This window comes from Pseudomonas sp. TMW22080, from assembly GCF_022496745.1.
GTDB classification, from domain to species: Bacteria; Pseudomonadota; Gammaproteobacteria; order Pseudomonadales; family Pseudomonadaceae; genus Aquipseudomonas; species Aquipseudomonas bubulae.
The window spans coordinates 409014-421370 of record NZ_SCFF01000003.1 but is presented as its reverse complement, the minus strand read 5'-3'; the positions used below and the strand labels follow the sequence as shown (position 1 = coordinate 421370).

Below are 12357 nucleotides of genomic sequence, written 5' to 3'. Positions count from 1 at the left end.
TGCTCAAATACAACGGCTAAATTGAGTTTGTAAATTTGTTCAAAAACTAAATGATCAGGTGCCTATAATGCTTTCAGCTAGTTTTAAAAAAACTATTGCAGTACTTGCTCTCGGGTGTGCGTCTGTGGGGGCCGTATCTTCTGTTCAAGCCGGGAATAAAATGTCCCAAGAACAGCTTCAGAAACTGTTAACCCAGGAATACATTAAAAAAGCTGAGGAGCGAGCGCGTCTTCAAAAACAAGCCCAACTCAGAAATGAAGAGGCACGAAAAAAAGCGGCCGCCGTACATGCAAAAAATGATGCCATCGGCGAACAAATCCGAAAGCGAGTGGCCGCAGATAAAGCACAAAAAGCAGCAGATAAGGCCGCAAAATTAGCAGCACGCAGAGCCGAAACGCTAAAGAGTGCAAAACAAAGCCATGCAGCCAGAAAAGCATCGCAGGTGCCTGTAGGGCCAGCGGTACAGAGCGCATTGGCATTGAGTTGCAGTGCGTCGGGTGTGACTGCGCAAATTGAAGGCGTAAGCTCTATTACTCCGCTTGTTAGCGGGAAGCATACCGTTGTGCAGGTTACAAAATACAAAATCACCCCTGTGGACCGTTCACGTTTTTATGGGAGCGTCTCCGCATCATTTTTTATTACCGGCGAGCAGCTTACTGGGGCGAAGATTTTTAAGATGAGTGATAGCTGGACCCCAGCCAATATTGTACTGCGTACCTATGCACCAGCACCTGAGTTTAGTGTCAACTTATCAGCGAATGGTAAAGTGCAAAAATTTTCCTGCGTTCTGCGTAAGAAATTCTAAGGTTACCAGCGTATAAAATCCGCGGAGGCGTACATAGAGATGCCAGGGTGGTGTTTTGAGCGTGGTTGCACTGCGTGGGGCTGCAGTATTTAAAAAAATAATGAAATACTAGGTCGGCCTTTTTATTCTTTGATTTGTTTGTTCGACTGTTGCGGCGATTGGAACTCAGTTTTAGTTCTGGCTGTTGTTCGGGTTGAGTCAGGAAGACAGTCCGCCCTGATATGGGCTTTCGCTCGATTGTCAGGGAAAAAACGTCATGCTTTTCGGCGCCTGAACACTGAGCTCTGATAATGCGGTACGACCCTTGTGAGTATATAGATGCGATGGCTCGAAAGCTGGCAGCCGAGCTGTTTCTGGTCACTCTGAACCGGCTCGCTTAAAGTTAGCATAAGCGGGTACAAGTTCTATATGTTCTGGGGGCGTATTTTATTGAGCTGGTCGCGTGGTCTTTACCTACATATTGTGAGGCGAGCCCCTACATTTTCTAGTGTCGGCCAGTGATTAAATGTGTTTGCTGGTTAGGCGGTTTTAATTGTAGTGGGCTCAAAGTTTTAAAATTCAGAGATTTTCTATGCCTTCATTTTTATGTGAGCAGCCAACTGTTCTTTGTTCTTCTGGTCGTTTGTCAGTCCCAGCTATTTATGTTTGTGCATGGGTCGAATACAGGTCTGACGGGCAGGGGGGGGCGGTGTTGTCATGAGCAGCCCGGCATGCATTTCAATGAAGGGGGTCAGCAAGAGTTATGCGTGCCAAGGGGGAGGGAGCCCGGTCATAAGCCACGTTGATTTTCATATCGCGGTCGCAGACTCCTGCGCCATTATTGGTCCGTCCGGATCCGGTAAAAGTACATTGTTGAATATAATCGGCTTGCTGGACTTTGCCGACGCGGGTGAGTACCTGTTTATGGGACGCCCTGTCACAAAAAAACAGAGTGACGAGTTGGCAGCCCTGAGAAAGAAGAACATCGGATTTGTCTTTCAGAATTTCAATTTGATCCCCCGTTTAAATGTTGTCGAAAATGTAGCCTTGCCGCTTCGCTATTACGGGGTTGACCGCGGGCAATCTCTGGAACGGGCGATGCTGATGTTGCAACGGGTCGGGATGGCTCATCGCGCAGGCTACAAGCCTGCCGATCTGTCGGGAGGGCAAAAGCAACGCGTCGCTATTGCCCGGGCTCTGGTGGGGCAGCCATCCCTGATACTGGCTGACGAGCCGACCGGCAGCCTGGATGGCCAGACGGCCAGTGAAATTCTCGAGCTGTTGCTGTCGATCCAGAAAGAACAAGGCGTCACATTATTGATTGTTACCCACGACCCACTGGTTGCAGGCCTTATGCGCAGGCAAGTCCGTGTATGTAACGGGCGGGTTGAGGAGGCGGGCAAGTGCTAGCCCTGATGACTTTCCTGCCTCCATCACTGCTGCAAGTGGGCGCAGATGCAGCAGACAGTTTTCGCACGCTGGGCAAGCGCTCGATTCTCGCCTTGTTAGGCATCGTGATAGGTAGCGCCTCGATTATCGCAGTCATCAATATCGGGCATAACGCACGGCAGGAGGTCGCAAGTGTCTTCCACAACATGGGCGTCGATACATTTGCGGTGAGTTTCTCTGTCAAGCAAGGGCGGCAAGCGTCACCTCTCTCTATCGAGGCTGCAACATTCAGGAAGTTGGTCCTGGAAGGTCTGTTGATCGCTCCTGCAGCGATAGTGCCTGCCCAGGCCGGATTTAACCACCGGACTATCAATATCCGCCTGGTAGGAACCGAGCCTTCCCTGTTAGACGTGATGAAACTGTCGTTAGCGTATGGGCGGTTTTTGCATCCCTTTGATCAGGACGAAAATGTGGTTGTGCTTGGTCACGATATCGCAACCTCACTGAGCAGCGATGGAACTCTGATCAAGACCGGTGACTGGCTCAAAATCAATAACTACCTGTTTAGGGTTATCGGTGTATTGCAATCTCGAACGCACTCACTGATCAGTCCGGTCTCCGCCGATCTTTCAGTTTTTGTACCGTTGCAGGCCATGAATCGTGTGGCAAGCGAGGCCAGAATAGATGATTTGGTTGCGCGTATCCCCCTTCACAAAAAAAGTGAAAACGTAGCCTCGACCTTCGGTGAAATGCTGACCCGTACTTTCAAGTCCCGAGACATTGAGGTGGTTACACCTGTGCAAATGATCGAGGGGATGAATAGCCAGAATCGCACTTTCCATTACCTCTTGATGGCCTTGGGGGTCATCACGCTGGTAGGCGGCGGAGTGGCGGTGATGAACGTTATGTATATGAACGTTTCTGAGCGCCGTAGTGAAATAGGTTTACGTATGGCAATGGGTGCCCGCCGTCAGGACATTCGCAATTTGTTTCTGATCGAAGCCGCTGCGCTTAGCGTTTTAGGGGCTGTGTTGGGCGCTGGGCTGGGCATGGCACTGGCTTACATTTATGCCCAAGTATCGGGTTGGGCGTTCGCCATGGCATTCAGCGCCATCCCCTTGGGCGTCACAAGCACGGTTTTGGTCGGCGTGTTCTTTGGTTTGAAACCTGCCATTACGGCTTCTCGCCTGACTCCGGTGGAGGCCCTGCGTGATTATTAAAACAGGACTGATTCTGGCCGTGGTGTGCGGTGTGGCGATGCAATCCTTGGTGGCATCTGCGCAAACAGACGTGCCGGCCCCTAATGCTCCCCCCACAGCCTTGATGAGTCAGCACTCGATTGATTTGTCGTTGGGCGAAGCAGTGTCTCTGGGCTTGCGCCGCAACTACAACATACGCAGCCTTAAACTTCAGCGCGTGCGAGAGAAGTTCGACTTGTTTGTCGCTGATGACATGTTTAACCCCAAGCTCAAGCTCATTGGCACTCACAAACTTTCCAAAGGGAGCGTGGACAGCAGTCGTGCAACAGGTATTGGGCCTTCGGTGAGCCTGCTGGGTGAGTATGGGAGCAACGTGGAATTGAGCTGGAACCAGGAGTTCAATGCCACGAGAAACTCGGGTGATTTGAGCAGTAATGGCCTCGCGTTGACCTTGACTCAACCCTTGCTTCGGGGGGCGGGTAAAAACGTCACAACTGCGCCCTTGCGCTTGGCGAAATTGGCTGAGCAAGTCAACCAGCTTAATTTGAAAGCCAGTGTGTCCCAAACCATTTACGAAATCATTGCGGCTTATCGCGTACTGCTTAAAACCCAGAATCAGGTGACGATCGCCACGCAGGCGCTGGAACGGGCAGTCGCTTTGCTCAAGGTCAACAAGCAACTGATCACAGCAGGACGAGTAGCCGAGTTTGATGTTGTGCAGATCGAGGCGGATATCGCGAGTCAGGAGCTGGCGGTGGAAGATGCAAAGAATCAGTTGGAGGCGAGCCGCTTGTTGCTGCTCAAGCTTTTGGCGCTTGACCTATCAACGCCCGTGCGCGCCAGTGACAGCTTGCGAGTGACCCGGCTTGAACTGGATCAGGCGACGGCATTTAAAGTGGCACAGGCCAAGCAACCCCAGTACTTGAGCACGATTGTGCAGAGCGAACAGGCCTCGATCAACCTGCTGCTTGCCAAAGACAAGGTCCGTTGGGATTTTTCTTTGGTGGCGGGTGCCTCTCAGCAGCGCGATCAACACAGCCTCAACGGTTCTGCCAGGGCCTGGGACACTTACGCGGGGCTCAAACTGGAAATTCCCATCAATGATCTCAGTACTCGCCAGGGCAAGGTCCATGCCCAGACAGCGTTGGAACAACAGCAATTGCTGCTGGAGGAGGCTCGGGTTGATTTGCAGCGCCAGACTACTGACGCAGTACGTAGCCTGAATACCCAGTGGCGTCAGCTTGAAATTTCCCAGCGGGTGATGGACCTGTCCAGGCGCAAGCTGGCGATAGAGAACGACAAATTGAACGCAGGCCGATCCAGCAACTTTCAGATCATCAGTTTTGAGTCAGACCTGCGGGCCGCTGAGGAAGCGAACTTGAGCGCAAAAATTTCATATCTGGATGCCAGGTCCCAGTTGGATGTGCTGTTGGGCGTAATGTTGGAGAGTTGGGAGATCTCACTTGAGAGTTTTTGACAGAATCCAGGCTTCGAAGATGCGTTGGAAATTTCTCGCAGCGGGAGTGCTGGTATTGAGCTTGATACTGGTATTTATCGTACCCGAAGCCCCGCACGGCACTGACTCCTGGGTAGCGGTTAACAGTCGGAACCTGGAGCATGAAATCGGGCTGGTGGGTAAAGTTGAGCCGGTTGAGACAGCCATTCTCACGGCGCCTTTTGAAGGTTTTGCCTTGGACAACAATTTGAGTCCAGGTATGTATGTTGAAGAGGGGCAGGCTCTGTTGACCCTCGATACCAGGTTGCAGGAAGTCAAAGTAAGGGACGCTTTGGCCAGCAAGTTGAAAGCGCAGCAGACTGCTGCAGCGTTTCGCGTTTGGGATACGGGCTCGGGAGTGAGGCAAGCCAGGCAGGCGCTAAGACTGGCCGAGCTGGCCATGCAGAGGCTTGACCTTGAGCTTGCCCAGGTCAAGACGCTTTATCAGAGCGGCATTGTATCTCGCAACGAGCGAGATACCTTGAAGCAACAACGTGACCAACAATTGCTTGAGGTGACCTCAGCCAAAGCACAGCTCAAAGACATGCTGGCTGTTGGCAAGGGCGAGGGCAAAGTCATAGCTGATATGGAATACCAGAATGCATCCATTGCTCATGAGCGGCTAAACACGATGCTGGAGCAAAAGACGATCCATGCCCCGTTTCCGGGAGTAGTGCTATCCATTGGCGCACCCCAATCGTCAGGGGGCGAGCCGGGGTCTCTTCACAAAGGAGCGTCTTTGGCCCAAGGCCAACAAATACTCAAGTTGGCCAACATATCTGGGCTTAAGGTCGTCACCCAGGTGTTGGAGTCAGACGTCAACAAGTTCTCCCTGAATCAGCCAGTAGCGATCCATGGGGAGGGTTTTTCGGTGCCGAATTTAAACGGTTATGTAAGCGCCATCAGCCAGTTGGCTGTGCCGGATGATAGCAGCAGCTCAGCAAGATTCCCGATCACGATCACCGTCAATGATCCCGAGGATGGTGACCTGAAAAAGGTGAGGCTAGGTATGAGTGCGCACATGACGATCGTGACCTATAGCAATGAAAACAGCTTGGTCATTCCTCACGGTGCAGTTGAGAAGGAAGGGGACGCCTACGTCATACAGTATCGCGAGCGTCTAGACGCACCCGTGGTGCGGCGTGAGGTTACGATCGGCCAATCGACTGTCGAAGGGGTTGAGGTATTCGGTCTGGACCCTGGATTTGTTCGTGTGAAAGCAGACCCTCGGTAACTATTTACATCAGGCTTTTTGAGCGCTAAATATCTGTGGTAACCGGGCTTGCCCGCGATGGCCCCGCCGCAGTCGACCAGATGAGTCGAGTCGCCGGCATCGCAAGCAAGTATGCCCCCACCAACAGAATTACGCAGTCTGCAGCTTGTTCGTCGGCAACACCGGCAGTACATTGGCAAGACCGGCTGCGATCCCGTACGGCCGCAATACGCTGATCAACAACCCGCTCGCCAGCAGATACCCCCCGGAACAGATGACCAGCGACCAGCGCAGGGCATTGATGCCCATTAGCGGGGTCAGGTGATCACTCAGCACACCCACGGCCAATGGGCCGAAACCTGCACCGATGGCCATGATCCCGAAGTTGTAGAGGGCGATCATGGTTGCGCGGCGCTCAGGCGCCACCAGTTGGGCAATGGCGGTGTAGCTCGGTGCCATCCACCACATGCCGAACACCGACATGCCAAACATGAACACCGTTGCCTGGGGCACTTGCAGCGCACCCAGCGTCCAGGGATGACCGGCCGGGTACAGCGCGAAGGCAATCGACATCGGCAAGGCCAGCAGTGCCCCGACGATCGGCACGCCCAATTGCCAGCGGCTGTCGCGTTGGGCCAGACAGGCGCTCAACCAGCCGCTGGACAGAGAGCCGATAATGGCCCCCGGCCCGGCTGCCAGGCCCATGATGATGCCTGCGTCCTTGAGCGTCAGCCCGTGGCTGCGTACCAGAAATGCAGTGCTCCAGATACTGAACGCATAACTGGCAAACGCCAGCAGCGCCCCGGCCAGGGCAATACGAACAAAGGTTTTCGACGCCCAGGCCACGCGCATCACTTGCATCACGCTTTCATGGGGCACGGCTGGGCGCGACTCACGGGCTTTCTCCCATAAGCCGCGCAATGGTTCGGCAGCCGTAAACCGCAGCAATACAGCGGCAGCGATACCAGGCAGCGCCATCCAGATAAAGGCTTCGCGCCAGCCGTGGTAGTACGCGATATAGGCGCCCAGGCTCATGCCCAGCAAGGCGCCGATGGGCGCTCCGAGCATAAATACGCTGATGGCCTTGGAGCGCTGATGGGGCGGGTAGAGGTCGGCGATCATCGACATCGATGCTGCGCCGCTGCCCGACTCGCCCACTGCCACGCCGATGCGAGCCAGGGCCAGGGTCCAGAAGTTACTGGCAAAGCCGCAAAGCATGGCCATCACGCTCCAGAACGCACAGCACCAGCCGATCAGGTTGCGCCGATGGCCACGGTCGGCAAAGCGCCCCAACGGGATCGCAAACAGGCAGTAGACCAGAGCAAAGGCCAGACCTGTAAGCAGGCCGATCTGGGTATCGGAAACGTGAAATTCGGCCTTGATCGGTTCAATCACAACGCCCATGACCTGACGGTCGATCAGGCTGACCGCCGAAATCAGGAACAACACAAACAAGGTGTAATGACGGCGAAATCCGGAGATTTGGTTATTCATCATTTCAATCCCATCGAGCAGTGTTCATCGGTTGAGTGGCTTACAGCGGTGCGCGTCGATCAGCCCAGGGGCTTGCCTGTTCGAGTTGCCCGGCCAATTGGAACAACAGGTCTTCGCGGCACCAGCCTGCACTGAACATCATGCCGATGGGCAAGCCGCTGCTGCTGGTGCCCAGCGGCACCGACATGGACGGCTGGCCACTGACATTGGCCAGTACGCTGTAGCCGATGCTGCCGATGATGCCCTGGATGTAGTGCGGGTAATCCTGATCCAGACTGGCCACTTTCAGTTCGGGAGTGATCTGCGAGGTGACCGGACTGAGCAGCAGGTCATAGTCGTCGAACAGGTGTTCCATGCGACTGCCGATCAATTCGAAACTGCGTCGGGCACGGTACAGGTTTTCGGCGGTGGCCGAAGTGGCATTGTTGACCAGATAACGGCTGACGGGCTCCAGCTCGTCAGCGTGCAACGGGCGGCCGAGGACGGTTTCGCGGTCACGCACGGCGGCCAGCAGTGCGGCTGCACCCACGGCGCCGTGAGCGCCGTATACCTGCTGCGGGTCGACGGGCAGGGTCACGGGGTCTACCCGATGTCCGAGACCCAACAGCAGATCAACAGTAGTGTTCAAAACGCTGCGGATATCGGCGTCCAGTTCCAGGCCGGTCATGGCCTGATCGACCACGCCGATGCGCAACGAACCGGGGCTGCGCCGCACTGCCTCGCTGTAGCTTATGGCCTGTGGCGCGAGCCAGTAGGGACTGCCTTTTTCATGACCGTGGCTGACGTCCAGCAACAGTGCCGAGTCGCGCACGCTGCGTGATACCACATGACCGCAACTGGCACCGAACCAGCCTTCGAAGGTGTCCGGGCCCTGAGGGGTGCGATAGCGCGTGGGCTTGAGGCCAAACAGGCCGCAATACGACGCCGGGATGCGAATCGAGCCGCCACCGTCGGTGGCGTGGGCCACGGGCACGATGCCTGCGGCCACGGCTGCCGCCGCACCGCCGGATGAGCCGCCTGCGCTGTGGGCCAGGCTCCAAGGGTTGCGTGTCTGGCCCCACAGTGAGGATTCGGTGGTCGTGGTCAGGCCGTACTCGGGACTGGTGGTCTTGCCGAAGATCAGCATCCCCGCGGCCTCGTAGCGCTGCACGATGGTGCTGTTGCGCGTTGCCGGCGGCGTGTCGGCCAGCATTCTTGAGCCGTTGGTAGTCAGGGTGCCAGTCAGGTAAGTGTTCAAGTCCTTGAGCAGCATCGGCACCCCGGCCAGTGCTCCCAACTGCTCGCTGCCGGCGTGGTGACGGGCCCTGAGCACGCTGTTGGCATGCTCGTCGTGGCGCATGTTGACCGCATTGACCAGCGGGTTTACCGCATTGCAGCGCGCCTGGGCGGCGCTGAGCAGCATCCGGGGGGTCAGTTCGCCGGTTTTGACCGCAGCGGACATGGCTGTGGCGTCCAGCGCCAGATAGTCGCCGGTGGACAGTTGATAACGTTCATCGCTCATGTTCTACGACCTCGCATTAGCACTTGGGCCTGCGCTGCAAAGGACCAGGTGACGGGTATATACGGCTGGGGGCTGGCGCTTTAAAACAGGAAGTTCAGCGATTCCTGGAGCAACAGGGCATCGGAATGGATCGGCGTGAATACCGGGTTCTTGGTGTAGGTCAGACCGCTGATCAAATACACGCCGGGGATCAGGCGGGCCGCATAGGAAGCGGTTACCGCCAGGGTGTAGGGCGCCGCTTCCATGCCATAGCTCCTGGTCACGTCGCGCAGATCCTTGCTGTAGTAGCTCTTGGTCAGGCCCACGGCGGCCATGTCGGCAGGGCGGCTGGCGAACGGGCCGACATTGAAGGCACTGACCTGGAATGCCTTGTTGATGGCGTTGACCGAGTCAGGCGAGTAATCAAGTTTGCTGTCCAGATACCAGCCGCGGGCATCGCCGTAGGGCTTGGTCACCTGCACCGTCTCGGCCAGGTATACGCCGTAGTTGTTGTCCGACTTTTCACCGGTGGTGAACTCGGTGTAATGGCTGGTGTTGTACATGGCCCCTGCGCGCAGCCACATGGCGTTGGAACTGGCCGACGGCGCCTGCTTGTAGCCGAACTCATTGATCAGCATGGCGCGGGCATCCGGCACCTTGAGGCGCAATCCGCTGGGGTTGAGGTCGACATCCTTCTGGATGCCTTCGGGGCTGACGCTGCGGGTCAGCGCGGTGCTGTTGTAGAAGCGCAGCGACGGGTCACGCACGATCACGTTGACGGTTGGGGTCGGCTCGGTAGCCGACATGCCGACCTGAAATGGCACCACGCTGCTTGGCCCCAGGGCGGCGGTCGAGGCACTGCCCCCCAGCGCCATGCCATAGAACAGGCGCACGCCGGGTATGAAGCCGTATTCCAGTTCCAGCTGGTGATTGAAAAAGGACTGGTTGATGGCAAATACCGAGACGGTTTTGACCCGCGGGTTGGCCGGGGTGTAGGTCGAGTCCACCCAGTTGCCGGCCAGTGTCAGCTGCGCGTCATTGGCAAAACCGATGCGGGTCAGATCGTAGGTCAGGTACAGGTTGAGCGACGTGTTGTAGCTGGGGTTCTGGCCGTTATACACCTGCTTTTTCGCGTTGTTGCCCAATACGTCATAGGTGTAACCGTTATACGAGGTGGCGGTAAAACCGATGCCATGCTCGGCCAGCTCCTTGCGCAGCCCCCACAGGTCCGGCTTGATCCGCGCGCAAATGGGCACGTTCTTGAAGGCCAGTTCGGCGCGGGTCAGCAGCTTTTCATACTGGGCACATTCGGGGGCAGCCGACGTGTCGGCTGCCAGCGCATGCTGGGTAAAAGCGAAGGCGGCAAGGCTGACGGCTAACGGATACTTTGCGTAAAACATAGTGAGAGTTTCCCATCCTTAACGTTTTGTTTTCAGGACGACGCCAAGTGCTTTGGTGGTCAGCAGTAGTACTGCATATCCGTGACCAGCGAATGGGGCCAGCGGGGACTATCGATAGGGCCAGGGGCTGGTAGTGCGACTACCGTGTGGGAGCCGGGGTTGTGGGAGCCGGGCTTGGCCGCGATGGGATCACTGCGGTTTGCCAGATGCAGCGCGTTGCCTGCATCGCGAGCAAGCCCGCTCCCACAGGAAGAGATGGCCCTGGGGTTGTGGGAGCCGGGCTTGGCCGCGATGGGGGCACTGCGGTGGGCCAGATGCACCGTGTTGCCTGCATCGCGAGCAAGTCCGCTCCCACAGGGGCAACGCAGGCGCTGTTGTGGGGCAAATGGCTCAGCCGCGCACAACTGCAGGTCGTTTCGCGTGGGCGTTGATCACCAGTCCCAGCTCGCGAATGCCGGGGGCAATCAGCTCCTGGGCGATGGAGCCAAAGCCCAGGCGCAGGCAAGGCCGGGGCAGGGTGTCGGGCTCGACGCAAAACGCACTGCTCGGGTCAAACAGCACGCCCTTGGCCAACCCTGCGTAGTACAAGCTCAGCAAGTCGTGCTCGCCGGCCAGCTTGAGCCATAGCGTGGCGCCGCCGCTGGGCATGACAAACTCCGTATCCGGCAGCACTTCACGCAATGCGGTGGCCATCGCCCCGGCCCGCAGTTGCAGTTTTTCCCGGGCCTGTTGCAGCAACCGATCGTAGTGGCCTTGTTGAATAAACAGCGCGGCGGTGATCTGGTTGTTGCCCGGGATCTGGCGGATCATCAGCCGTTGCAGCTGGCGCAGTTGCTCGATCACCGGTGCCGGGGCAACGATGTAACCGATGCCCAGCCCCGGGGACAGCAACTTTGACAAACTGCTGAGGTAGATCACTCGCTCCGCCGGGTCGGTGGCCTTGAGCGCTGGCAGGGCGCGGCCGTCGTATTCGGTCTCGGGGTCATCATCGTCTTCGAAGATCACCTGATCGTGCATCTGCGCATGTTCAAGCAAGGCCTGGCGCCGGCCCAGGCTCATGGTCACACCGGTCGGGCACTGGTAGCCGGGTGTGCAATACAGATAGTCGCAGGCTGCCAGTGCCGGGGATACCTGCAATCCGTGTTCGTCGATGGGCAGCGAGACCATGTGCGCGCCATCGTGGGCAAAGGCATTGCGCGGATCGCGAAAGCCCGGCTCCTCGACCCCGACTACGCTGCCGGGGCGGGCAAACAGGCGCGCGAGCAGGTAAAAACTCTGCTGGCGGCCCAGGGTCAACAACACTTGATCATGGGTGGCGGCAATTCCGCGGCGCGGCAACACGCGGCGGATCAGTTGATCGATCAGCTGGCTGGCGCCGACGTTCTCGCCTTCCTGCCACCAACGATCCACGGCCTTCAATTCCATTGCCTGACGGCTGCACTGGCGCCACTGGGTGAGCGGGAATTGCCGGGGATCGAACTGGCCGTAGATAAAGGGGTAGCGCACTTCACGCCAGGTGGGCGGGCGGTCCATAAACGCCAGCGGGTTGCGCGCCAGGTGCATGCGCGAGGCCCAGTCAGGTGGTTGCGCAGCCTGTTCGGGCAGAGGCCGGGTGGTCTGTGTCGGAGTGATGGCGCCGCATACAAAAAAACCGTCACGGGGCCGCGAATCGACATAACCCTCGGCTACCAGGCGTTCGTAGACCAGTACTGCGGTATTGCGCGAAACCCCGGTCAGCATGGCCAGATCACGGCTCGATGGCAGCCGTGTACCGCCAGGCAAACGCCCCTCGAGCATGGCCGTGACAAACGCGGTGCACAGCTGCACCTGCAGCGGCTCATCGTGCCTGCGCACTTTGGGCAGCAACTGGCGCCACATCAAATCGTGCTGACTGGAGCGCATG

9 protein-coding genes are annotated in these 12357 nt (G+C 57.3%); 5 read left to right on the top strand and 4 right to left on the bottom strand.

Annotated elements, in window-relative coordinates:
• Nucleotides 1-67 precede the first annotated feature (67 nt).
• From EQV96_RS12210 to EQV96_RS12190, 5 genes are all read left to right on the top strand, one after another.
• Complete coding sequence (locus tag EQV96_RS12210; protein ID WP_095018306.1) at nucleotides 68-805, top strand: hypothetical protein; 738 nt, start codon at nucleotides 68-70, stop codon at nucleotides 803-805.
• Nucleotides 806-1501: 696 nt separating this feature from the next.
• On the top strand, nucleotides 1502-2194 hold the full coding sequence (locus tag EQV96_RS12205) for an ABC transporter ATP-binding protein (RefSeq protein ID WP_240882078.1): 693 nt from the start codon (nucleotides 1502-1504) through the stop codon (nucleotides 2192-2194).
• Nucleotides 2188-3393: an ABC transporter permease gene (locus tag EQV96_RS12200; protein WP_240882077.1), complete on the top strand. Its 1206-nt coding sequence runs from the start codon at nucleotides 2188-2190 to the stop codon at nucleotides 3391-3393. Before EQV96_RS12205 ends, EQV96_RS12200 begins: the two co-directional genes overlap by 7 nt.
• Before the next feature lie 154 nt (nucleotides 3394-3547).
• Nucleotides 3548-4849 carry a TolC family protein gene (locus tag EQV96_RS12195; protein ID WP_238705500.1) on the top strand — a complete coding sequence of 434 codons (1302 nt, stop codon included), beginning with the start codon at nucleotides 3548-3550 and terminating at the stop codon, nucleotides 4847-4849.
• Nucleotides 4850-4868: 19 nt separating this feature from the next.
• On the top strand, nucleotides 4869-6101 hold the full coding sequence (locus tag EQV96_RS12190) for an HlyD family efflux transporter periplasmic adaptor subunit (RefSeq protein ID WP_240882076.1): 1233 nt from the start codon (nucleotides 4869-4871) through the stop codon (nucleotides 6099-6101).
• 129 nt (nucleotides 6102-6230) lie between these two features.
• Here EQV96_RS12190 and EQV96_RS12185 read toward each other — a convergent pair whose 3' ends face one another.
• The 4 genes from EQV96_RS12185 to EQV96_RS12170 all read right to left on the bottom strand — a co-directional run bounded on the left by EQV96_RS12185 (nucleotide 6231) and on the right by EQV96_RS12170 (nucleotide 12356).
• The gene (locus tag EQV96_RS12185) at nucleotides 6231-7574 is read right to left on the bottom strand and encodes an MFS transporter (RefSeq protein ID WP_095025469.1); all 1344 of its coding nucleotides are present in this window, start codon (nucleotides 7572-7574) and stop codon (nucleotides 6231-6233) included.
• Between the two features lie 40 nt (nucleotides 7575-7614).
• A complete protein-coding gene (locus EQV96_RS12180; RefSeq protein ID WP_240882075.1) occupies nucleotides 7615-9075 on the bottom strand; it encodes an amidase in 1461 nt (486 codons plus the stop codon).
• Between the two features lie 80 nt (nucleotides 9076-9155).
• Nucleotides 9156-10454, bottom strand: a complete 1299-nt coding sequence (locus EQV96_RS12175) for a carbohydrate porin (protein WP_095001509.1) — start codon at nucleotides 10452-10454, stop codon at nucleotides 9156-9158.
• 390 nt (nucleotides 10455-10844) lie between these two features.
• A complete protein-coding gene (locus EQV96_RS12170; RefSeq protein WP_240882074.1) occupies nucleotides 10845-12356 on the bottom strand; it encodes a PLP-dependent aminotransferase family protein in 1512 nt (503 codons plus the stop codon).
• Nucleotide 12357 lies beyond the last annotated feature (1 nt).

Coding starts and splice junctions, on each gene's coding strand:
- EQV96_RS12180 (WP_240882075.1), bottom strand. CDS start 9,075: ATGAGCGATGAACGTTATCAACTGTCCACCGGCGACTATCTGGCGCTG.
- EQV96_RS12175 (WP_095001509.1), bottom strand. CDS start 10,454: ATGTTTTACGCAAAGTATCCGTTAGCCGTCAGCCTTGCCGCCTTCGCT.
- EQV96_RS12170 (WP_240882074.1), bottom strand. CDS start 12,356: ATGCGCTCCAGTCAGCACGATTTGATGTGGCGCCAGTTGCTGCCCAAA.
- EQV96_RS12205 (WP_240882078.1), top strand. CDS start 1,502: ATGAGCAGCCCGGCATGCATTTCAATGAAGGGGGTCAGCAAGAGTTAT.
- EQV96_RS12185 (WP_095025469.1), bottom strand. CDS start 7,574: ATGAATAACCAAATCTCCGGATTTCGCCGTCATTACACCTTGTTTGTG.
- EQV96_RS12210 (WP_095018306.1), top strand. CDS start 68: ATGCTTTCAGCTAGTTTTAAAAAAACTATTGCAGTACTTGCTCTCGGG.
- EQV96_RS12190 (WP_240882076.1), top strand. CDS start 4,869: ATGCGTTGGAAATTTCTCGCAGCGGGAGTGCTGGTATTGAGCTTGATA.